Genomic DNA, 25,211 nt, shown 5'->3' on the forward strand with positions numbered 1-25,211 from the left:
TTCTATGGATTAATTCTTAAGTCCTGACTTGCCATTAGAGGTTCATTATTGGTTCCTGTAATAACAATTTTTACTGCTTTTACGGGTTGTTTTGGAAAAATTGACACATTTCCGTAATCGAAAGCATCGCCTTTTATAAAATCAATTCCGTTATATGAATACTCCACATAACCGTTGTTCACAATGAATCTTGGATGATGCGGAATTCCCGTTAATACATCAATTTTAGAAGAAGTTACAGGATTTGTAAAAGTGTATAAAATCCAATCGCCATTAGCACACGCAACATCAGTACGCAAATAAGTTTCGGCATTATAATCTTCTAAAGTCGAAATTGGGAATTTAGGATTTTCAGCCATCGATGAGGTCACTTTTACTTCTGGCTCTAAATAAGGTGAACAATTGAAATTTACTTTTGCCGAAGATTCTTTTGTCTCTTTATTTTCAACAGTAAAATCTAAACGATACGTATTTTTTTCATTGTAATTCTCAATTACAAATCGAAGACGCGGTTTTGATTTCAGCGTTTTTTCATCAGCAAAACTTTGTACTAATTTATCATTTTCAAAAAGAGAAACCGTTCTTACAACACCATTTGCTCTTGCATCTGCAGTTGGAGTAAAAGTTAAATACCAAATTCCGCTTTTATCAACGTGTTCCGAAATATTCTCTGAAATATTCAAAACCTCCACTTTAGAAGTACTCCAATTGGCAACAGGCAACTTCTCCACTTTTACCGCCGGACTTGCCACATCTTCATTAAAAAAAGTGCGGAACATATACTGTTCGTAATCTTTTGTCTGAATTGGTTTTGTATATAAAGCCGATTGTCTTGTTGGTTCGTTTCCTTGCGCATCAAAACGAACAATTGCATTTTCATATGGTGGAGTTACCGTAATTGTCCCGTTTTGATAAATTGCAGTTGGCGGAAAATCTCTAAAAGCAATTCCCATATTTGCCAAACGCTGCAAATGACTGTGCGTTAATCTTCCGTAAAAATCCTCCCAGTTTTTGTCCTCTTTTTTAGACCATCCAATTTCAGATAAAGCACTGATTCTCGGATAACTTTGATATTCTACAAATCGAGTTGGACGATCTAAATATTCGCTCCACAAAGCGCCTTGAACTCCTTTTATCAATTTTTGTTGTTCCGGTGTCAAATCGTCATTCGGAATTGGTTCGAACGAATAGGCTCTTTTAGTATCTGTGATAGCGGCCCACCGATGGCCTCGCTCATTTTCAGATTGTGCCATGTCAAAATATAGATATTGTCCTGGCATCATAATGGTTTCATATCCTTTTTTAGCCGATTCAATTCCGTAACTAATTCCCTGCCAAGCAGAAATAAGCGTATTTGGTTTTATTTCTCCGCCTTTTAAAATTTCATTCCAACCGTCCGTTTTTTTATGGTATTTATCTACAATTGTCTGAACCCTTTTAAAGAAATAATTCTGAAGCTGAAAACTATCCGTAAAACCTTCTTTTGCCATCAAAGCCTGACATTTTGGGCAATGTTCCCAATTGGCTCTGTTTACTTCATCTCCAGCAATATGAATATATTCAAACGGAAACATTTCTGAAAATTCCCTGATAATCGAATCTAAAATTTGGTAGTTTTCTTCACGTCCCACGCACCAAACATTTTTCACTTCTCCCTGAACACTTTTGAGTTCCTGACTTATAGCGCATCCAATTTCTGGATACGAAGCTGTTACTGCGCGCGAATGTCCCGGAATTTCAATTTCGGGCATTACCGAAATTCCACGAGCCGATGCATACGCCACGACTTCTTTCATATCGGCCTGCGTGTAAAATCCGCCGTAACGTTTATCGCCAGATCCGTAAGATGGAAGCAAAACTTCTCCCGGTCCTCTCCACGCGCCTTTTAAGGTTAAATCAGGCATTGATTTTATTTCGGCGCGCCAGCCATTGTCATCGGTTAAGTGCCAATGAAAAATATTCATTTTATGCGCTGCCAGCCAGTCGATATAATTAAGAACCGTTTGTTTGTCAAAAAACTGACGTGAACAATCGAGCATCATACCGCGCCATTCAAAACGTGGATAATCTTCTATTTTTGCAAATGGAATGCTTCCTTTTTTAACGTCTTTTGCTGAAGAAATCTGTAGTAAGGTTTGAAGTCCGTTTAAAACTCCGTTTGAAGATTTTCCTTTTATAAGAATTCCTTTTTTATTGATAGTCAATTTATAACCATCATTCGGAAGATTCATTTTTTCATCGACCAAAAATGCAATTGTATTTTTTTTATGTTTATTTCCGATAGAAACAACTGGAATAATTCCTGTGTATTTCGAAAAAGAAGTCTTTATATAATCAGCACTTTTTTCTGCTTTTTTGTCTACAATAATTTGTACCGATGAAGGAATAATAAATGCTCCTTCTTTTTGCTCGACTTTAACCGGTTTCGGAATTATATCCAACTTCTGTGCTTGTAGGCAACTCAAAGAACTTAGAAAAATGGCGATTAGTAAAATACTTTTTTTCATGGCTTTTATCTTTTTATTTTGTTGTAAATTCAATTGGAGCGCTTTCAGTCTGGGTTTGACTTAAAGCGGAAATGGCATATATATAATGCTCGAAATCGGCATTTGGAACTTCTAATTTTGTTGCTGTGGTTACGTAATAAATATTCGCCGGATTTGAGAAATCGGTTATTTTTCCTTTCGGGAATTTATAAATCACATATTTCTTATCATTAATTCCTGCCTTCCAGGTCAATGATGCATTATTGCCTTTTTTAGCAAATACAGCATTTGTTGGCGGTTGAGGTTTTATTCTTGTAATTCGGTTTGCTTCTGGCGTTAAGGCAATGTATTTATATGGTTTTTGAGTAAGCGGATTTCGCAATGTATCTCCTTTCTTAAAGAATGAATTTGCTGTAAAATGCATCGAACCGTCTATTTGAGGTATTTTTCGAATCATTTCAATCTGCTTTACAATTTGATCCGGGCTTCTCCACTCTGGTTCTTTCGCGGTATTCGAAATCTTATAATCGCCGTGGCCTACATAAACATTAGTTCCATATTTGTGTGCCGCCCACCATTTTGCCAAAACTTCAAAATTGGCTCTGTCAAAACCAATGTGCCAATAAATTTGCGGTGTTACATAATCGATCCAGTTTTCTTTTTGCCATTTTAAAATATTGGCATACAAATCGTCATAATTGGTTGCTCCGGCTGTCGTATTTGATCCGTCTGAATCTTTGGCAATATTTCTCCAAACACCAAAAGGCGATATTCCGAATTCTACTTCTGGTTTATTCGCAATTATCGTGTCTCTGATTTGTTTAATAATCAAATCAACATTGTCTCTTCGCCAATCCCCTTTATCTTTAAATTGACGTGGTTCTTTAGCGAAAGCTTTTTCATCAGGGAACTCCTGTCCTTCAATTTTATATGGATAAAAATAATCATCCATATGAACGGCCTGAATATCATAATTGCGAACTATTTCGCCTACCACAGAAGCCACAAAATCTCTAGTCTCTTTGTAACCCGGATTAAAATATCTAGATTTTCCGTACGTTAAAAATAATTCTGGTTTTTTAAAATACAAATGTGTTTTTGCCAAAACTTCTTTTACAGTATCTTTTTGTACACGATACGGATTCAGCCAAACATGAACATTCATTCCTCTTTTTCCGGCTTCATCAATCATCATTTGCAACGGATCAAATCCTGGAGCTACACCTTGAGTTCCGGTTATCCAATGCGATGCCGGTTCTTTTGTTGATTTGTAATAGGCATCGGCCGTTGGTCGGATTTGAAAAATTACGGTGTTTAAATTATTTGATCTTAGATTATCTAAAATCATAATCATTTCAGATTTCATCTGCTTGTCTGATAATCCTGGTTTTGATGGCCAGTCGATATTGTCTACAGTTGATATCCACGCTGCACGCATTTCTCTTTTTGGTGATTCCTGACTGAAAAGTTTCGTTTGAAACAGCAGTATTAGAATTATGATTTTTAGACTTTTCATAAGGTTGTGTTTTTGGTTCGTTAATGTTGTAAAAAACAAATGCAGGCTATTTTTTTCTCTCGCAGATTTAGCAGATTCAACAGATTAATTTGTGCAATTAGTGGCGAAAAAATCTTTTATATCAACTTAATCTGTGGCTATTCTAATTGGCTAAAAAATACCTAACAGGTTTTGAAAACCTGTTAGGATAGGTAACCAACCAAGTTTTATGTGTTGCTTTATCGTCTATTGCAACACATAAGTTTTTATTATTTTGTTTTCTCTTTGAAAAAATTATTGAAGAACAATAATTGGAACTTTAATGAATTTTCCCAATAAGCCAAATTATGTTCTCCCGGACGTTCGATGTAATCGTGATTTATTTTTAATGCCAACATTTTTTGATGAAGTTGCCTGTTTACTTCCATAAAAAAATCATCAACGCCGCAATCTATAATCAGTTTTAAATTATTGTCTTTTACCAGATCAAGCATATTGGTAACAGTATTTTTATCCCAATTTTCAGGGAAATCGGTTATTGAACCAAGACGTTTTTTTATGTCCCAATTTTCCGGAAACGGACGAAAATCAACTCCGCCACTCATACTTCCTGCTGCGCCAAATACATCCTGATGCTTAAATGATAAATACAAAGCGCCGTGTCCGCCCATGCTCAAACCTGTTATCGCTCTGCCTTCGCGTTTCGAAATTGTTTTGTAATTTTTATCTATAAAAGGAACTAATTCATTGATTACATAAGTTTCATATTTAAAACTCGGATCTATTGGGCTATCAAAATACCAGCTTGAATAATTTCCGTCAACACCGATCGCTATAAAACCGTATTGATCAACCTGTTTGCCAAGGTCTTTAAAGTCTTTTGCCCAACTTCTGTAATTGCCGCTGTAGCCGTGAAGAAGATACACAACCGGAAATCTATCTTTACTTTTTTTATAATTATCAGGAACTATTACACAGGTTTTTATATTCTTATTCATTGAAGAACTGAAAACCTGAATGGTATCTATTTTGGCTGCTTTTGCAGAAAAAAATACGAATGTCAGAAGTAGAGTGAAGATTGCTTTTTTCATAAAATCTTTTTTAAACGGTTAGATCATCAAATTTCAGAAACTTATTTCAAACAATCTCTTAAAATCGTTACAGGATGCATTGCTTTTCTATTTGTTCCGTCAAAAATCTGATGACGACAACTTGTTCCTGCTGCTGCAATTGCTGTTGTTGCTTCCGTTGCTCGAATTTTTGGAAACAATGTATCCTCACCCATTTGCATGCTTATATCATAATGTTCTTTTTCGTAACCAAATGAACCTGCCATTCCGCAACAACCTGAATTATAAATGGTAACCGAACTGTTTTTTGGCAAATTCAGCATCGCAAAAGAAGCTTCAACCGTACTTAAGGATTTCTGATGGCAGTGTCCGTGAATCTTTATAGTTTTTTCCTTATCGGAAAATTGTCCTGAATGGATTTTCTCTTTTGTAATTTCTCTTTTAAAGAATTCTTCTATTGTAAAAGTATTTTTCGAAAGTTTTTCAGCACTTTCTTTGTCTTTTGCCAAACGAATGTATTCGTCTCTAAAAGACAAAATTGCAGATGGTTCAATTCCGATTAAAGGTGTATCTTCTGAAATTAAATCTTTAAAAATAGTCACATTTTTATTTGCAATTTCCTGCGCTTGCTCGAGAAAACCTTTAGAAATAAAGGCTCTTCCGCTTTCTTCGTGATTGATTATTTCTACCTTATAACCTAAAGCAGTCAATAATTCATAAGCATCAATTCCGACTTGAACGTCATAATAGTTGGTAAATTCATCGCAAAAAAGATACACTTTGCCATTTGCGAAAGAATTGTTTTCTGCCAATTTTCGGTTCTTCGCATACCATTTTCTGAAAGTTGCGGGAGCCAATAACGGAACTTGTCTTTTTGGAGCAATTCCCATACTTTTTTTGACCAAAGACAAATTAGAAACAAAATTCGTCATCGTTGGCGTAATACTTCCGAGCTTATTTAATTTGGAATTAAAAGCAAATATTTTACTGCGAAGCGAAAAACCATTTGCTTTTTGGTACTGATATAAAAATTCCGATTTTAAAGTCGCAATATCAACATTACTAGGGCATTCGCTTGCACAAGCTTTACAACTTACACATAACTCAAATACTTTATATAATTCTTCGTGATCAAATTTATTATCCTTTTCAGAATGAGTAAGATATTCTCGAAGTGCATTGGCTCTGGCGCGAGTTGTATCTTTTTCGTTTCGGGTTGCACGGTAACTCGGGCATAAAGTACCGCCGGCAGAAGGCAGTTTGCGACAATCGCCCGAACCGTTGCATTTTTCGGCGGCGCGTAAAACTCCTAAACTGTCTGAGAAATCCTGAATGGTTTTAATTTCCGGTTCAATCCTTCCTGCTTCAAAACGAAGGTTTTCATCCATTTTAGAAGTATTTACAATTTTCCCAACGTTTAAAATGGTATTGGGATCAAATGCTTTTTTTATTCGTTTCAGCAGTTCGTAGTTTTTATCGCCTATCATAAAAGGGAGAAATTCGCCTCTTAAAATTCCGTCGCCATGTTCACCGCTTAACGAACCTCTGTATTTTTTTACCAAATGTGCCACTTCCGTGGATAAATTTCTAAACTGATGTAATCCCTCTTTTGTTTTTAAATTTATCTTCGGACGCAAATGCAATTCTCCAGCTCCCGCATGCGCATAATAAATGGCACTTTGTCCGTGTCTTTCCATCATGGCTGCAAAATCGGCAATATAATTTGGAAGATCACTTAATTCTACTGCTGTATCTTCAATTGAATCAGCAGCTTTATCATCGCCTACAATACTTCCTAAAAGGCCTAAACCAGCTTTACGAACCTCATTAACTTTGTCAATGTCTGTTCCGTAAATTTTTGGCAAAGCATATCCGAAACCATTATTTTCTAAATCTCTAATTAATGCATCGGCTTGTAATTCGGCATCTTCCATGCTAATGTGCGATCCAACTTCAAGCATAATAACTGCTTTAGGTTCTCCCACAATAAAAAATCGGTTTTTTGCTTGTTCTCTATTGGTTTTGGTACAATCTAAAATAGTGTCGTCCATCATTTCACAAGTATACAAATGATGTTTCATTGCGGTAACAACCGCTTCTAAACTTTCCTGAATAGTATGAAAATGCGCCACAACCATAATAGTATTGGTTGGTGGTAAATCGTCAACTTTCAGCGTGATTTCTGTAGTAAAAGCAAGAGTTCCTTCACTTCCGCAAAGCAATTTACCTAGATTTATAGTGTCTTCTGTACCTGAAAACAATTTAGATTTTAATAATATATCAATCGCGTAACCCGTATTTCTTCTGTGAATTTCAGGTTTTGGGAATTCCCTATGAATTTCTTCTTGATTTTCTTTATTCGACAACTCTTCGTAAATCGTTTGATAGATTTTATTTTCGAGCGTATCCCCTTTTGTTTTCTCAATAAATTCCTCCGAAGACAAATCCTTAAAAACCACTTTACTTCCGTCACTTAAAACTGCTTTGATTTCAACAATTTTATCTCGGGTCACGCCATATCGAATAGAAGTTGTTCCTGAGGAATTATTCCCGACCATACCGCCAATCATGCAGCGATTTGTAGTTGAGGTTGTCGGGCTGAAAAATAATCCGTGCGGTTTTAAGTATAAATTCAGTTCATCGCGAATTACTCCTGGTTGTACTGTTATGGTTTTCTTTTGAGCATCAAAAGCAACAATCTTAGTAAAATGTTTAGAAACATCTACAATAATTCCGTTTCCAACAGTTTGCCCAGCCAGCGAAGTTCCTGCTGTTCTAGGTGTTATTGAAATATTATTTTCTGAAGCAAAACGAATTATTTTTACAATATCTTCTTCGGTTTTTGGAACCGCAACAGCTTCCGGAATAATTCTATAAGCAGAAGCATCTGTAGCGTAAAGCTTTTTATGAAGTTCATCATAAAATAGATTTCCTTCTAATGAATCGGATAATTGTTGAAATGGGAAAGAATTGGGCATTGAGTAAGTATTGTTTTTTTAATACAAATGGTAAACTTTAATTTAACAAATATATACAAAAAACAAACTGATTTCATTATTTTGCGTTATTTAACAAAATTAAATTTAAAACACGAAAAATAACGCAAGTATTAAAAAGCAAATTACAAATTAAAGTACAAAAACCCCAGATTTTTTATACTCATCGAACCTTGAATCATTCGGATCTAACTCTGTAACGATAGTATCCAACTGACTAATTTCGCAAACACTATGCGGCATTTTTGTATCCAGTTTATTTGAAGTAAACATAGAAACCACTCTATCAGAAGCCTCAATCATAGCTTTCTTGACAATTGACACTTCGTAACCAACTTCAGTAAGCCCTTGTTTTACATTAATGCTACTGGCACCGATGAAGCAAATATCGGCCTTAATTTTGGAAACAACCTGAATTACATCCATACCAATTGTCACCATTGCGTTTTTCTGCATCTTTCCTCCAATAAATATCAAATCAATATTTGGATGTTGTGACAATTGCATGGCTATTGGCAAACTATACGTATATATAGTAGCTTTTAATTCTGCAGGAATAAGCTTTGCGAAAACCAAATTTGTACTTCCTCCACTCATAATAATAACCTGTCCGTCACGTAATAAAGATAATGCCTTAGCTACAATTCTCTTTTTTTCCTCCTCGGCGTTAATATCAATATTAAAAACATCGGCAGCTTTTTCTTTAACCTGAACTGCACCTCCATAAACCTTCTCAAGTAGCTTCTTGCCGTCCAACTCGTTTAAATCCCTTCTTATTGTATCCTCAGACAAATCCAACGCAAGTGCCAAATCTGTCGTAACAACTTTTTGCTCTTCAATAAGTTTGGTCATTATATATTTATGTCTTTCCGCTTTCAGCATTTTCCAGAGATTAAAAATTCAGAACAAATATATCAAATAATTCTATTCACCGACAGAAGATATGTTAAGAAATGCAATAGTTTGCGTTTTTTGAATTATACATAACAACAGGAGGGAATTGACATACAAAATATGCGTTATTTTGCGTTATTTTTAGCTGTTTTATAAAAAATATTACAAAATGTCGCATTTATATGCAATAAATAAATATATTTGCTCAACAACAACCATAAAAAACCAGATTAATCATGAAAAAATTACTCTTTATTACAGTGTTGGTTTTGTGCATTCAAACAGCATTTGGACAAGCAAAAACAATTACTGGAACAGTAAAAAGCAAATCAGATGGAATTCCAATTCCTGGAGTTACGGTCCTGATTCAGGGGACATCAAACGGTACAACCACTGATTTTGATGGAAACTACAGCATCAGCATCGCACCAGGACGAAGCCTTGCTTTTAGCTATATGGGGTTTGAAACCTCTGTAGTAAAAGTCGAAGGACAACAAAAAATTAATGTCGAGCTTTCTGAAAGCACTTCAAAACTTGACGAAGTTGTAGTCGTAGGATTCTCTTCTCAAAAGAAAACAAACTTAACTGGAGCTGTTGCCTCAATCGATGTAGCTAAAACTATTGGAAGCAGACCGCTTACAGATGTTAGTAAAGCTTTGCAAGGAACTACACCAGGTGTAAACATTAATTTTAACTCAGGAAACATTAATCGCGCCGCAAAAATTAACATTCGTGGAGCTGGTACTGTTAACGGTTCTGATGATCCATTAATATTAGTAGACGGTGTTCCTACAGATTTATCATTGATCAATCCGAATGATATTGCGACGATGTCTGTACTTAAAGATGCTGCTTCTGCATCTATTTATGGTGCTCGTGCTGCTTTTGGTGTTGTTCTTATTACAACAAAAGGAGGAAAAACAGGCGAAGGAAAAGTGAAATTTTCTTATTCTGCCAATACTGCTTTTACTAACCCAATTTCTACGCTTAAATTCTTAGATCCAACAGAAGAAATTCCAGGATTAATTGCAGCTGGAACAAGAACAGATGGTTCAACACCGGAGATTTTTGGTCAGAACTACAGCATTTTATTAGACGGAATTAAAAACTGGAAAGAAAAATACGAAAACAATCGTACAAGCCGTGAAATGGTTTACGGAGAAGATTGGGAGATAAAAAATGGTGTTCCTTATTTTTACAGAGTTTGGGATGCCAACAAAGAATTATATGCAAAAGATGCGCTACAAACAACTCACAATGTTTCTGCGCAAGGTAATTTAGGAGATAAAAGTTCATTCTTCGCTTCATTCGGACTTACAAACCAAGATGGTATGTTAAGAGTGAATCAGGAAAAAAGACAAAGAATCAACATCAATTTAGGTTTTACAACAAAATTAGCGGATTGGCTTACTGGAGATTTCAAAGTAATGACAATCAACAGCTCTTACGATCAGCCTTTTAACTACTATGGTGGTTCTGGAACTGATGATACTGGCTACGGTGGATATTTTGGTTATGCACTTCGTTGGGGGCAATATTTCCCAAATTTTGGAACATACAGAGGATACAATTTCCGTACTGCGGGAGGATATTTATCTAATGCTTCACGAAATGAAAACAATAGACGTAATACAAGGCTAAGCGCAAGATTTACTGCAGATATTACAAAAGATTTAAATCTTATCACTGAAGTAAGCAGCGTAAACGACTATTACAACAGAAAACAAAACGGTGGTAAATTCTTAGCGTGGGACAGCTGGTCTTCAATGCCATACGATGCTACTACAATTCAAACTGCTGTACCTGCAACGCTTGAAACAGGAAATGACTTTGTAGGACAGTCAAAACAAGAGTCAACAACAAATGTTGTGAACATTTATGGTAACTACAAAAAACAATTTGACAAGCATAATTTCAAATTCTTAGCTGGTTTCAACTCGGAGTGGCAGAATTTCTCTCGTAATTATGCAAGAAGAAATACACTTTTGGACAAATCTAAACCAGAATTTAACCTTGCTGTAGGTGAGCAATTTGTTTCTGGAGCTGCAAACAAAGATTTAAATCCAACGGTAACAGAATACTCAATTGCAGGTTTCTTTGGGCGTGTAAATTATGATTACAACGGAATTTATTTAGTTGAGCTTAACGCTCGTTACGATGGTTCTTCAAGATTCCCAACTAACGAACAATGGGGATTCTTCCCTTCTGCTTCTGTAGGATACAAAATTGTAAACGAGAAATTTATGGAAGGAACACGCAGCTGGTTGAACGACCTTAAATTGCGTGGATCTATAGGATCTATCGGTAACCAGAATGTTGGAAACAATGCTTTCTTAGCAATCATGAATGCTAAAAATCCTTCTTGGGTAAATAGTGGCGCTACAATTCCGCCTTCTACTGATTTACCAACAAACGTAGACCCTGCATTAACTTGGGAAAAAGTATTGACTAAAGATGTTGGTGTCGATGTTAAAATATTTGATATGCTTGGTGCTTCTTTTGACTGGTATCAGCGTGATACAAAAGGAATGCTTGCTCCGGGTATAACACTTCCGGGTTCATTTGGACAGAGTTCTGCACAGACTAACTCAGGAAACATGAGAACTAAAGGTTGGGAGCTTTCATTGAACTTTAACAAAGAATTGAGCGAAACTGCTTCATTTTTCGTAGATCTTGCTTTATCTGATTCTAAATCGGTTATTACAAAATGGAACAACACTTCTAAATTATTAGCTTTAGTAACACCGGATACAAGACCTTATTATGATGGTTTCGAAATTGGTCAAATCTGGGGATTAACCAGTGACAGACTTCTTCAGGCTGATGATGTAATTACTAACAATGGTAAAACAGTAAATGGCGTTGACTACTCTAAAACAATGGGTGGAAACTTTAAATACGGAGCGGGAGACGTTCACTATGTAGATGTAGACGGCGATGGAGCAATTACTCGTGGAGCAGGAACTGCTGACGATCACGGAGATTTGAAAAAAATTGGTAACTCAACTCCACGTTACAGATATGGTATCACATTAGGTGGTAAATTCCGCGGATTTGATATTTCTGCTTTCTTCCAGGGAGTTGGAAAACGTGATTACTGGGCTGCTTCTGATGCTGTATTGCCTTTCTATCGTGCTCCTCAGCAAATGTATGCAAACCAGGCAGATTACTGGACTCCGGAAAACACTGGTGCTTATTTCCCAAATCCTTATTATGGAAATGAAGCAAATACTTTTGGTTCTGGAACTAATGGACAAAACAACTTTGTTACCTCAACAAGATACTTGTTAGACATGTCTTATTTCCGTCTTAAAAACTTTACTATTGGTTATAATTTGCCAACAGTTCTTGTGAAAAAAGCAGGATTAGAAAAAGTAAGATTATATACTTCAGGTGAAAATATTGCAACATGGGCTGACAAACGTCTTCCGGTTGACCCTGAAATCGACGAAACAGAAGTTTTCTGGGGAAGAGCTTATCCTTACACAAAAACATGGTCAGTTGGTGTTGATATCGCTTTCTAATCTCTAACTATTCAAAACTTATACAATGAAAAAATACAATATAAAATCTAAGTTTCTGCTAATGTTTGCAACTGCTTTATTAGCAGGAAGCGCAGTTAGCTGTTCAGATTATCTTACTGATGATCCTGCAGATAAATTTACAAATGATAACTTTTGGCAGTCAGAAGATAACGTAAAAACCTTTTCATGGCTTAACTATGATACTTTTTATGGTTATGGAAACGGAACCACAATCGGACTTTCTTTTTTCTACTATCATGGATCTGATTACAGAGTAGATGACAACTTATCAGCATTTACTTTCTACCAAATGCCGGTAACTGCTGCAACTACAAATGTTTACTCTTGGAATGAGTATTATACGCTTATCCGTCGTTGTAATCTTATGTTGGAAAAAGTTCCAACGGTAAGCATGTCTGCAGAAAAAAAGAACCACTATCTTGGAGTTGCTAAATTTTTCAGAGCGTATACTTATTTCCGTTTGGTTCAAAAATTTGGAGATGTCCCTTATACGGATAAATATTTAGCTCAGGATGCTCCTGAAGTTTATGCTCCTTCAATGCCTAGAGCGCAAGTAATGGACAAAGTTATTGCTGAATTAGAAGAAGCTGCCAACTTGATGCTTGTATCTGATGATAAAAATGCTACAGCAAATAAATACACAGCTTATGCAGCTTTAAGCAACGCTTGTATTTATGAAGGGACTTACAGAAAATACCATTTAGGTCAAGACGGAAGCGCTTATCTTAACAAAGCTAAAACTGCTTCTTTAGCCATCATGAACAATCCAAGTTATAAATTAAATGCAGACTGGAAATCACTTTACAACTCTGTTGAATTACTTGGAAATTCAGAAGTGATATTGGCAAAACGTTATTTAACAAACGTCTTGATGCATTCGCTTCAAAACTATACCAATACGTCAACAATTCAGTATGGTATTACAAAATGGGCAGCTGATAGTTATGTAACTACAAATGGATTACCAATTCAGCAATCTGGAAATGCACAATATCAAGGTGATGATGATATTACTAAAACATTTGCAAACAGAGATCCTCGTTTTGGTAAAACAGTAAATACAACGAATTACGGTTACAAAGGAAAACCTTTTGGTACAGCAGCATTGGTTTCAATGTCTGGTTATGTATTCGAATTATACAACAACCCTGCAACAAGTGGCCCGGATGTTACAACTGGTGGACGTAACTATACTGATGCTCCATTATTTACATTGAGTGAAGTATATTTAAATTATGCCGAAGCTTGTGCCGAACTTGGTACAGCAACAAACAATGACCTTGATATTTCGATTAATAAAGTACGTGCCCGCGCTGGAATCGCACCGTTAACTACAAACGGAATTAATGCTTCTGCAAATGGTGTACTAATTAATGACCCAAGAAGAACTTCTGCTTTAGAGCAAATTTCTGGTGTGGTTAGTCCTTTAATTTGGGAAGTTCGTCGTGAGCGTCAAATCGAATTTATGAGCTGGACAACTTTGAGACAAGCTGATATTTACCGTTGGAAAAAAGGTGACTATTTAGATACTTCAAAAAATCCTGATGTAAATCTTGGTGCAAGAATTGGAACTCCGGTTGGATCGCAAACTCAGGTTGATGCAAATGGTTATGTAAAAATATACCCTGCAAGTACCAGAACCTTTGAAGCAAAACATTATTTAATGAATATCCCAACAAACGATATTGATTTGTATAAAGCTCAGGGTGTTGAATTAAAACAAAACCCAGGTTGGTAAAACCTTCTTTTTTAAAGAAATAACCAACATATTTTACACTACCTTCGGAATCAGTTATTCTGAAGGTAGTATTTTAAAATACTTTTTTCTAACCACTTAGGAAAAGACAAAAGATCAAATAAAATTCTACCCTGAACATTCAGGTGTATTTCTAAAAATATCAGATCCCCAATCTGCCAATAACATTATACATCACAATACTATTCTAATTTTATTTAGTTCATTTTTGTCTTTAACTATTAACTGTATTTAAAATGATAAAATTTATAGCAAAAAGCACCCTTATTGTAACGTCTTTATTTTACACTCCATCTTTCGCAACTACAATTTTACCAGTTACAACAACAAACAACACAAAAGAAATTAATGCTTCTGTAATTAAAACCGGAGCAGATAATTACGAAAAATATTTGCCATTACTGAAAGATAAAAAAGTAGGGATTGTTACAAATCAAACGGGAATTTTATCAGACAAAACACATGTCGTTGATTTTTTAATTGAGAAAAAAATCAATCTTCAAACCATTTTTGCTCCGGAACACGGTTTTAGAGGAACAGCCGATGCAGGGGAACATATCGTTGACGGAAAAGACCCAAAAACGGGATTATCTATTATTTCGCTTTATGGAGACAACAAAAAACCAAAAGCAGCACAATTAGCAGAAATTGACATTATGATCTTTGATCTTCAGGATGTTGGTGCACGTTTCTACACTTATATTTCTTCTTTGCATTATGTTATGGAGGCTTGCGCCGAAAATAATGTTCCGTTATTAATTCTGGACAGACCAAATCCGAATGGAAGTATTGTAGACGGACCGCTTTTAGAAAAAGAATTCACCAGTTTTGTCGGCATGCACCCTATTCCGCTTCTTCACGGAATGACCATTGGCGAATATGCACAAATGGTTAATGGTGAAAAATGGCTAAAAGACGGCGCACAATGTAAACTGACTGTTATTCCGTGTACGGATTACAATAGAAAAATGGAATACAGTTTATTGGCAAAACCATCTCCAAATTTACCAAACGATCAGTCGATAAATCTTTACGCAAGTTTATGCCTTTTTGAAGGAACGAACGTAAGTATGGGGCGCGGAACTGAAACGCAATTTCAAATTTATGGTTCGCCTTTTTTAAAAAACACAACTTTTAGCTTTACGCCGAAACCAAACTTTGGAGCTAAAGATCCTTTATACAACGGAAAAGAGTGTTTTGGTGAAGATTTAACGAAATATCCAAAACTAAAACAACTCGAATTAAAATGGTTGATCAAAGCTTATCAGAATACAAGTGACAAAACTAAATTCTTCAACGCTTTTTTCACCAAACTTGCCGGAACAAAAAAATTACAACAACAAATTGAAAGTGGAGTTTCTGAAACTGAGATTAGAAAAACTTGGCAGAAAGATCTTGAAGCTTTCAAAAAAATGCGAACAAAATATCTGATTTATAAATAATCCCTTAATTCAATAATTTTCCCAAATTCAGCTATTTTTTCCATAAAAATAGAAACTATTAATGCAAAATAATGAAATCAATTGTTCGAAAGAATTTTGGTTTCAAAAATCAAAAAAAAAAGAAAAATGAAAAATAAAAATCCTGAAACTGAACAAGAATCTTTGTACAAAGACTTGGATCAAATGAGCGTGAAAGAACTTCTTACCAACATTAATACAGAAGACAAAAAGGTACCGGATATTATTGAAGAGCAAATTCCTAAAATCGAAAAACTGGTTAAGGCAATTGTCAAAAAAATGCAATTAGGTGGCCGATTGTTTTATATTGGAGCAGGAACTTCAGGGAGAATTGGAATTTTAGACGCATCAGAATGTCCACCTACATTTGGCGTACCACATGATATGATTATCGGAATTATTGCCGGTGGCGATACCGCTATCAGAAAAGCGGTTGAAAATGCCGAAGACGATACAGAACAAGCCTGGAAAGATTTAGCCAAATATGAAATTTCAAGTTTGGACATGATTATAGGAATTGCAGCGTCTGGAAACACACCTTACGTTTTGGGAGCTTTGAAAAAAGCGAAAGAACATAATATTAAAACCGGAAGTATTTCGTGTATCAGCAACGGACTTATTGCCCAAGAAGCCGATTATCCAATTGAATTAATTGTTGGACCTGAATTTTTAACCGGAAGTACGAGAATGAAATCAGGAACAGCTCAAAAACTGACCTTAAATATGATTTCTACTTCGGTAATGATTAAATTAGGAAAAGTAAAAGGTAATAAAATGGTCGATATGCAACTTTCTAATGAAAAATTAGTAAAACGCGCTATCAAAATGATTATGGAAGAACTTGATATTGAACATGATTTGGCCGAAGAATTATTGCACAAACACAAAAGTGTAAGAGCGGTTTTATTGGCACATAAATAAAAAACCGGAAATCTAAAACTATACAAAATCTTTTATAGATTTATAAAAGAATCCAAAAAACCAAAGCTATAAAATGACACCAAGTACAATCCTTCTTCTCATCCTAATTTATTTCGGAACATTATTCTACATCTCTTATCGCGTAAGCAAAAAAGACAGTGGAAATGATGCTTTTTTTACTGCCAACAAAAACTCAAAATGGTATTTAGTTGCTTTTGGGATGATTGGAACTGCACTTTCAGGTGTAACATTTATATCTGTTCCCGGAGAAGTTGGGGCGGCGAGCGGCGAACAATTCAAATATTTTCAGTTTGTATTGGGTAACGCAATTGGTTTTATTGTAATTACAAAATTATTATTGCCGTTGTATTACCGAATGAATCTAACTTCTATTTACGGTTATATCGAAAAAAGAATGGGATTTTACAGCTACAAAACAGCTGCTTCTATTTTCTTGATCAGTAGAACCATCAGTTCTGCGTTCCGACTTTATTTGGTTGTGATTGTTTTACAACGTTTCGTATTTGATTATTTTCATATTCCTTTTGCTTTTACAGTAATGATTTCTCTGCTTCTTATTTTTTCATACACGTATAAAGGCGGATTGAAAACTATTATTATCACTGATACTTTACAAACGTTTTTCTTGGTTACATCGGTTTTCCTTACTATTTATTTTATTTGCGATCGTATGGATTTAAGCGCCATTACTGCTTTTGAGGAAGTAAAAAACAGTAATTACTCGAAAATATTTTTCTTTGATGATTTTATGGGAAGCAAATTCCACTTTATAAAACAAATTATTGGAGGAATGTTTGTTACCATAGCAATGACCGGACTTGATCAGGATTTAATGCAAAAAAATCTGAGCTGCAAAAATATTGGCGAAGCACAAAAAAATATGTTCACTTTTACTGGAATCTTCGTGGTAATTAATATTTTCTTTTTAAGCGTTGGTGCACTTTTATACATTTATGCCAATAAAAACGGAATTTCGATTCCTGTTGATTTGGTTACCGGAAAACCAAGAACCGATTTACTTTTCCCTGAAATAGCACTAAATCATTTAGCGACAATTCCGGCAATTGTATTTTTGCTTGGAATTATTGCTGCAACATTTGCCACTACCGATTCGGCATTAACGGCCTTGACTACTTCATTTTGTGTAGATTTTTTAGGTATGGACAAAGCTGAAAACAGTGACAAGAAAAATACAGTACGCGTAAGACATTTGGTTCATATCAGTTTTTCGGCTTTAATTTTCTTTATCATCCTTATTTTTAATACCATCAATGACAGCTCGGTTGTGGGAATGATTTTCAAGGTTGCTTCGTATACTTACGGACCGCTATTAGGATTATATGCTTTTGGTTTGTTTCAGAAAACAAGACATGTAAATGACAAATTGGTGCCTTTTATATGCCTTTTGTCTCCTTTCTTTACCTATTTAATAAATGAAAATTCGACACTATTATTTTCAGGATATGTATTTGATAATGAATTAATTCTACTAAACGGTTTGTTGACTTACTTAGGATTATTCCTGACTAGTTCACGAAGCAGTGAACAGGTTTCTTTCTAAAAACATTTCTCTATAACTAAAATTCTAAATCATTTAGAATCCATTTGCCGAAAAAAACATGATATGAAAAATTCCTTCATAAAGATAACCCTATACGCCTCTTTCCTATTTCTGATAATAAATTGCGCTTCAAAAAAAGATAAATCCGTTGCCACGGAAAAAAAAGAAATTCCAGTAAAAGATACTGTAGTTTATACTCCGAAAGGACAACTAGAACGAAAAACCTTTTTTAAAGATTCTGATAAAGAAACGGCTTGGGTAGACAGCATTTACAATAAAATGTCTGTACAGGAAAAAATTGGACAACTTTTTATGGTCTCTGCCTACTCCAACAAAGATTCAATTCATGTAAACGAGATCAATAAATTGGTTTCCGATTATAAAGTGGGTGGCGTAATCTTCTTTCAGGGCGGTCCGGTTCGTCAGGCGAAACTAACGAATTTACACCAATCAAAAGCTAAAGTTCCTTTGTTTGTAGGTATTGACGCAGAATGGGGATTGGCAATGCGATTGGACTCAACTTACCGTTATCCTTGGAATATGACTTTGGGCGCGATTCAGGATTTGAGTTTGATTGAAAAAGTAGGGAGAAATATGGCTGCCGAAAACAAGCGAATTGGCGTTCATTTTAATTTTGCGCCAGTTTTGGATATTAATACGAATGCCAAAAATCCTATTATCGGAAATCGTTCTTTTGGAGAAGACAAAGTCAATGTAACTGACAAAGCCATTGCGTTAATGAAAGGAATTCAAGGTAACGGCGTACTTTGTACCGGAAAACATTTTCCCGGACACGGAGACACTTCAACCGATTCGCATCATGCATTACCAACTGTAAGTTTTTCTAAAGAACGTTTGGACTTGGTCGAATTGTATCCGTACAAAAAAATGTTTGACGAAGGTTTGGCTTCTGTTATGGTCGCGCACCTTAATATTCCGAGTTTAGAATCACAGCCAAACTGTCCGTCATCTGCTTCTTATAATGTGGTTACAAACTTGCTTCAAAAAGAATTAGGTTTCAACGGATTGATTTTTACAGATGGCCTTGCAATGAAAGGCGCAGCAAATTTCAAAGGTCCGGGAGATTTAGAAATTGCTGTTATTCTTGCCGGAAATGACATTTTACTTTGTCCGGAAAATGTACCTGTAGCTTTTGAAAAACTTGTAACAGCTTACAACGAAAAAGTGATTACAGAAGAAAGATTGGCACATTCGGTAAAAAAAATATTGCACTATAAATACAAAGTGGGATTAAACAAATACAAGCCAATCGATATGGCTAATATTTACAATGATTTAAATCCTTCAGAGAATGATGCTTTGCATTACAAACTATATGAAAATGCGATTACTATTTTAAAGAATGAAAAAGAAATACTTCCTATAAAAGATTTAAGCGAAAAAATCGCTTACGTAAAACTGGGCGAAGACACTAACTCCACTTTTATTTCTACTTTAAAAAAATACACGGAAATCGTAGAAGTTAAAGACACCAATCTTGACAGTTTAAATAAGGAATTAAAAAAGTTTGATAAGGTAATTATCAGCTTTCACAAAGTAAATAAAGCTTGGGAAAAACAAGAATTTACACTACAGGAAATGCTTTGGCTGAAAGAAATTGCCAAACACAATAAAGTAATTCTGGACATTTTTGCAAAACCTTATTCGCTGTTATCAATTACTGATTTTGATGATATTGAAGGTTTAGTAGTGTCTTATCAAAACTCTGATATCAGTCAGGTTGTTTCGGCAGAATTGCTTTTTGGAGCAATTGGAGCCAAGGGAAAATTACCCGTTTCTATTAATGATTCTTTCCATGTAAATGATGGTTTGTCAACCGAAAAAATAAACCGACTGGCTTTTACCGCTCCGGAAAATGTTGGTATGAATCCGTCTGTTTTATCGAAAATCGATGCGGTTGCACAAAAAGCAATTGACGGAAAAATGACTCCGGGAATGCAGGTTTTGGTTGCCAGAAAAGGAAACGTAATTTTTCAGAAATCGTACGGAGCGCAAACCTATGAAAACGGAAAAAAAGTGACCAATTCGGATTTATATGATGTGGCTTCCATTTCAAAAATGATTTCAACGCTTCCGAATGTAATGCAGCTTTATGATAAAAATAAAGTGACGCTGGATACCAAATTAAAAGATATGGTTCCGTTTTTTGCAAAAACTAATAAAGAAAATATCATTTTTAAAGATTTGCTGAATCATTACGCAGGACTTCAGGCTTGGATTCCGTTTTACAAAGCAACTTTAGATAAAAACAATCAGCCTTCTGAAAAATATTATAAAAAAGTAGCCGACAGTAAATTTTCTACCAAAGTCGCCGATAGTCTTTTCCTGAGAAATGATTATCAGGATACGATTATGAAAATCATTGCTAAAAGTCCGTTATCTTCAAAAAAAGAATACAAATACAGTGATTTTACTTTCATCATTCTGAAAGAATATTTAGAAAGAAAAACCCATAAAAAATTAGAAGATTTGAGTCAGGAAAACTTCTACAGCACATTGGGAATGAATTATACAACGTATAATCCGTTAAATAGATTTAATAAAACCGACATCGCTCCTACCGAAATTGATACTTATTTCAGACATCAGGTAATACAGGGTTATGTTCATGATATGGCTGCCGCTATGGAAGGCGGAATTGCCGGTCACGCCGGAATTTTTTCTAACAGTATGGATGTTGCCAAAATGATGCAGCTGTTTTTGCAAAAAGGGAATTATGGCGGTATTCAGTACTTTTCTCCACAAACTTTCGACGCTTTTAATACTTGTTATTACAAAAATCAAGGTGTTTTAAGAGGTTTAGGATTTGATAAAAGAGTGCATAAAGGCGGACCAACTTGCGACTGTGTTTCTGAAGCTAGTTTCGGTCATACTGGTTTTACAGGAAACATGGCTTGGGCTGATCCGGAAACCGAAATTGTATATGTATTCCTATCCAACAGAACGTATCCTGAAGTAGTTAACGACGAAAACAAATTAGCCAAAGGAAAAATCAGAGAAGAAATTCAACAAATAATTCAGGACGCAATTATTAAATAAATTCCAAATTTTAAATTCCAAATTCCAAACCATAAACTATCAACCATAAACTATCAACCATAAACTATAAAACCCAATGACAAAAGAACGTTTAACTTCACTAGATGTATTTAGAGGTTTTACCATTTTATTGATGACAATTGTCAATAATCCGGGAAGCTGGGCTTCTATTTACCCACCTTTAGAACATGCTGAATGGCATGGCTGTACTCCAACCGATTTAGTTTTCCCTTTTTTTGTTTTTATAATGGGAACTGCAATTCCGTTTGCAATGCCGGTAAAACATTTTGACGGAAGCGTTTTTAATAAAATCTTAGTTCGTTCGCTTCGTATTTTCTGTTTAGGATTGTTTTTGAGCGTTTTCAGCAGAATACATTTATTTGGTCTGGAAGGGATTCCGTTATTAGCGTTGAGGTTAATTATTGCTTTTGCTGTTGCTTATGCGCTTTTGGGAAATTTTTCAATGAAAGTAAAAACCATTCTGGCTGTAAGTGTATTTCTAATACTAATTTCGCTATCATTCAGCGGTCTGGAACATTTTGAAGATACCAGAATACCAGGTGTTTTACAACGAATTGCTATCGTTTATTTCTTTTCTTCTCTTTTATATTTAAAAACAAATTTAAATACGCAGCTTTTGGTTGTGGCAACACTTTTACTAGGCTATTGGGTATTGATGGCTTGCGTTCCTGTTCCCGGATTTGGCCCTGCTAATTTTGATAAAGGAACCAATCTTGCTGCATCGGTAGACAATACACTTTTAAACGGGCATTTATGGGCATCGTCTAAAACCTGGGATCCGGAAGGGATTTTAAGTACTTTACCCGCAATTGGCACCGGAATTCTCGGAATATTTATTGGACAAATTCTTAATCTTCAGATTTCCAAAATTGAAATTGTAAAAAAAGCTGCAATAGTGGGAACATCGTTATTAATTGGCGGATTAATCTGGAATATTTTCTTCCCGATAAACAAATCATTATGGACAAGTTCTTACGTATTATATACTGCAGGAATTGCTACAATATGTCTAACGCTCCTCTACTATATAATCGATATTAAAGGTTATAAAAAGTGGACAAAATTATTTTTGATCTGGGGCGTAAACCCAATGATTGTCTTTTTCTTTTCAGGAATAATACCGAGAGTTTTAAGTTCCATAAAAGTTGCGAATCCTGAAACTGGAGGCGAAGAAATTGGACTTCAGGCATATATCTACGAACATGGAATTGTTCCTTGTTTTGAAAATCCACTGAACTCCTCTTTGGCTTATGCCATTCTGTATGCTATATTTTGGTCAGTGATATTGTGGATTTTTTACAAAAAGAAATTAATTTTTAAAGTTTAATTCACTTCTTGTTATTTATTTTTTTTGTAAAAAAAAGAGTCTACTTCTGTAGACTCTTTTTTTATGCAGATATAAAATCCTTTAATAATTTAAACTATAAAGTATAAAGCATACTTGCAGCTCCAAGTAAAGCAGCAGCTTCATTATCTGTTGAAACTAAAACGCTTACTTCAAGATTGTTTTCTTTAATTTTTTTATTGAAACCAGGAAGAAAAAATTCGCTTCCGTTTGCAATTTTTCCGCCGATAATAAAATGATCTGCACCAAATTTATTTAACCAAGGGCTTGTAACTTCGGCCAGATCCTCACCCATTTGTTCGAAAACTTTTATGGCAATTTCGTCTCCGGCTATTGCAAGATTATAAAGTTCTAAACCGTTATTGAGGCCTTTTCCTGATAAAGTTTTATATCCGCCTAAAAGACCTCGTGTCGAAATATAATCTTCTGCGATACCTTCTTTAAAAGGCAAATTGTAAATTTCTCCGTCATGCGGAACTGATTCTCCTGCTGCCACAGAAACACCTTTATCGATAAAACAAGCACCAAGTCCTGTACCAAGCGTTACTGCCATAACTTTTTTGGTAAGGTTTGCTGAATCTTTAAAAACCTCTCCTTTTCCAAAACAAACGGCATCATTTTCGAAAAGAATTGGAAATTCGTTGGACAAATTAAGAGTTCCCTGAAATAAATAACGAACATTCTTACCATAGAAATGCTCATATTTCGATTGATCTTTTATCCAGCAAAGTCCATTGGCATAATCAAACGGACCAGGCATGCACACGGCAAGTCCTTTTACTTCTTCAACTTTAGAATTTTCGATTGAAATACGAATCACTTTTTCCCAAATGCTCATGACCTGATCGACTGGTAAATTAGAATCAAAAGATTCTTTATGTACCGAAAAGTCAATCATTTTCATATTCGCAATATCTATAATTGCTGCGGTAATATGTGTTCCACCAATGTCAACTCCAACGGCATATTCTTTATTCATTTTTTCTGTTTTATCTAATTTTTTAAAATCTGGTTTTCGCCTCACCAATTTCATTTCATTCATAAACTTCAATTTCATTTTGAAACTATAACTACAGCTTATTTAAAAGCTTCTTCTATTTTTATTCTCTCGGATTTTATAAATTTTTATCCTTTAAAATTTGTGGATATTTTATACTGGTGTGAACAATCATTTCTCCAAACAATGTATTTGCCCAGGCAAACCATTTTCGGGTAAACTTCGTCACATCGTCTTTATGGAAGGATTCGTGCATAAATCCAGTATCTGCATTGGTTTTAATCAGGTTGCTGATACATTGTCTTATTTCTTTTTCGTCAACACTTGTAATTGCTCTTAAAACAATACTCATTGGCCAAATGGTGTCCGTTCCTGTATGTGGCCCACCGATTCCTTCTCCGGCTTTTCCTTTATAGAAAAACGGATTATTTTCAGACAAAACTACTTTTCTTGTATTTAAATAAAGAGAACTATCCGGTTCAATTGCACCTAAATAAGGTAATGAAAGTAATGAAGGAACATTTGCATCATCCATCATATGAAAACTTCCGTAACCGTTAACTTCAAAAGCGATGATTTTTCCAAATTTCGGATGCTCGATGATTCCATTTTCTTCTAAACCTTTCTGAACCTGATCGCGTAATTCTTTGGCTTTAGCCACCAAATCATTGTCTTTTAAAGCTGGTAAAGAGAAAATTTCGATAAGATATCCAAGTACCTCGATCGCAAACATATTACTCGGAATCAAGTATCCGAATAATGTACTGTCATCACTAGGTCTAAATGTTGAAACAATCAATCCGCATGGTTTTACAGGATAACCGTAACCGCCTAATGGCACACCGTCTGTAGCCCAAGCCGTTACACGCTGAAAACTGTAAGGCCCTTTGTCATGCATTCTTTGCTGTTCTTTGAACGTTTGCAAAACCAAAAGCATTGCTTCTTTCCATTTACTGTCAAAAAGGCTAATATCTCCGGTTTCTTTCCAGTATCCGTGAGCAAGTCGTATTGGATAACACAAACTATCGATTTCCCATTTGCGCTCGTGAATACCAGGTTGCATTTTCGTCATGTCGTTTTTCCATTCGCTCACCTGATTAAAATCTTTATAAAAAGCATTTGCGTAAGGGTCTAAAAGAATACATTTTGCCTGACGATTGATCACTCCTTTTACCAATTCTGCCAGTTTTTTATCTTCTTTTACAAACGGAATATAAGGCCAGATTTGCGCTGTACTATCACGAAGCCACATTGCATCGATATCTCCGGTGATTACGTATGTATCAGGTTTTCCGTCTATAATTTCAAAATCAACCGTAGTGTCTAGTGTATTTGGAAAACAGTTTTCAAACAACCACGCCAATTCAGGATTTGCAATTTGCTTTTTAATGCGAACAATTGCCGCCTCAATAGCCGGACTGGTAAATTTTCGTTCTGCCAAAGGAGGTCTTTTACTGATAAAATCTTTTAGGGCAAAATTAAAAGTATCTGACTGCGACGCAAAAACATCTGTTTGAATCGCCAATAATCCGGCGGAAAAAATCCCGGCGTTTTTTATAAATTTTCTACGTGATTGCATAGTA

Annotated in this window: 14 protein-coding genes; 7 read left to right on the forward strand and 7 right to left on the reverse strand. The window is 35.2% G+C overall.

Annotation, left to right across the window (positions count from 1 at the left end; genetic code table 11):
• Positions 1–2: 2 nt before the first annotated feature.
• The 5 genes from BD847_RS19950 to BD847_RS19970 form a co-directional block, all read right to left on the reverse strand.
• Positions 3–2,507 carry a beta-N-acetylhexosaminidase gene (locus tag BD847_RS19950; RefSeq protein ID WP_115890029.1) on the reverse strand — a complete coding sequence of 835 codons (2,505 nt, stop codon included), beginning with the start codon at positions 2,505–2,507 and terminating at the stop codon, positions 3–5.
• A 13-nt stretch (positions 2,508–2,520) separates the two neighbouring features.
• Complete coding sequence (locus tag BD847_RS19955; protein WP_115890007.1) at positions 2,521–4,002, reverse strand: glycoside hydrolase family 10 protein; 1,482 nt, start codon at positions 4,000–4,002, stop codon at positions 2,521–2,523.
• 248 nt (positions 4,003–4,250) lie between these two features.
• Complete coding sequence (locus BD847_RS19960) at positions 4,251–5,072, reverse strand: alpha/beta hydrolase (protein WP_115890008.1); 822 nt, start codon at positions 5,070–5,072, stop codon at positions 4,251–4,253.
• A 41-nt stretch (positions 5,073–5,113) separates the two neighbouring features.
• On the reverse strand, positions 5,114–8,029 hold the full coding sequence (locus BD847_RS19965; RefSeq protein ID WP_115890009.1) for an FAD-binding and (Fe-S)-binding domain-containing protein: 2,916 nt from the start codon (positions 8,027–8,029) through the stop codon (positions 5,114–5,116).
• 150 nt (positions 8,030–8,179) lie between these two features.
• Complete coding sequence (locus BD847_RS19970; protein WP_115890010.1) at positions 8,180–8,929, reverse strand: DeoR/GlpR family DNA-binding transcription regulator; 750 nt, start codon at positions 8,927–8,929, stop codon at positions 8,180–8,182.
• Between the two features lie 248 nt (positions 8,930–9,177).
• On the opposite strand from BD847_RS19970, the gene BD847_RS19975 reads away from it, so the two are divergent.
• From BD847_RS19975 to BD847_RS20005, 7 genes are all read left to right on the forward strand, one after another.
• A complete protein-coding gene (locus BD847_RS19975) occupies positions 9,178–12,465 on the forward strand; it encodes a SusC/RagA family TonB-linked outer membrane protein (protein ID WP_115890011.1) in 3,288 nt (1,095 codons plus the stop codon).
• Positions 12,466–12,490: 25 nt separating this feature from the next.
• On the forward strand, positions 12,491–14,224 hold the full coding sequence (locus BD847_RS19980; protein ID WP_115890012.1) for a RagB/SusD family nutrient uptake outer membrane protein: 1,734 nt from the start codon (positions 12,491–12,493) through the stop codon (positions 14,222–14,224).
• 254 nt (positions 14,225–14,478) lie between these two features.
• Positions 14,479–15,684 (forward strand): exo-beta-N-acetylmuramidase NamZ family protein, encoded by a 1,206-nt coding sequence (locus BD847_RS19985; RefSeq protein WP_115890013.1) that lies wholly within the window; start codon positions 14,479–14,481, stop codon positions 15,682–15,684.
• Positions 15,685–15,810: 126 nt separating this feature from the next.
• Positions 15,811–16,623 carry an N-acetylmuramic acid 6-phosphate etherase gene (murQ, locus tag BD847_RS19990; RefSeq protein ID WP_115890030.1) on the forward strand — a complete coding sequence of 271 codons (813 nt, stop codon included), beginning with the start codon at positions 15,811–15,813 and terminating at the stop codon, positions 16,621–16,623.
• A 73-nt stretch (positions 16,624–16,696) separates the two neighbouring features.
• Positions 16,697–18,205, forward strand: a complete 1,509-nt coding sequence (locus BD847_RS19995; protein WP_115890014.1) for a sodium:solute symporter — start codon at positions 16,697–16,699, stop codon at positions 18,203–18,205.
• Positions 18,206–18,268: 63 nt separating this feature from the next.
• Positions 18,269–21,265, forward strand: coding sequence for a glycoside hydrolase family 3 N-terminal domain-containing protein (locus BD847_RS20000; protein WP_115890015.1), 2,997 nt, complete (start codon positions 18,269–18,271; stop codon positions 21,263–21,265).
• A gap of 76 nt (positions 21,266–21,341) precedes the next feature.
• Positions 21,342–22,613 carry an acyltransferase family protein gene (locus BD847_RS20005; RefSeq protein ID WP_115890016.1) on the forward strand — a complete coding sequence of 424 codons (1,272 nt, stop codon included), beginning with the start codon at positions 21,342–21,344 and terminating at the stop codon, positions 22,611–22,613.
• 94 nt (positions 22,614–22,707) lie between these two features.
• Here BD847_RS20005 and BD847_RS20010 read toward each other — a convergent pair whose 3' ends face one another.
• A complete protein-coding gene (locus BD847_RS20010) occupies positions 22,708–23,673 on the reverse strand; it encodes an ROK family protein (protein WP_244201646.1) in 966 nt (321 codons plus the stop codon).
• A gap of 73 nt (positions 23,674–23,746) precedes the next feature.
• A complete protein-coding gene (locus tag BD847_RS20015) occupies positions 23,747–25,207 on the reverse strand; it encodes a glycoside hydrolase family 125 protein (RefSeq protein ID WP_115890017.1) in 1,461 nt (486 codons plus the stop codon).
• Positions 25,208–25,211: the final 4 nt, after the last annotated feature.

Source organism: Flavobacterium cutihirudinis, assembly GCF_003385895.1.
Taxonomy (GTDB): domain Bacteria; phylum Bacteroidota; class Bacteroidia; order Flavobacteriales; family Flavobacteriaceae; genus Flavobacterium; species Flavobacterium cutihirudinis.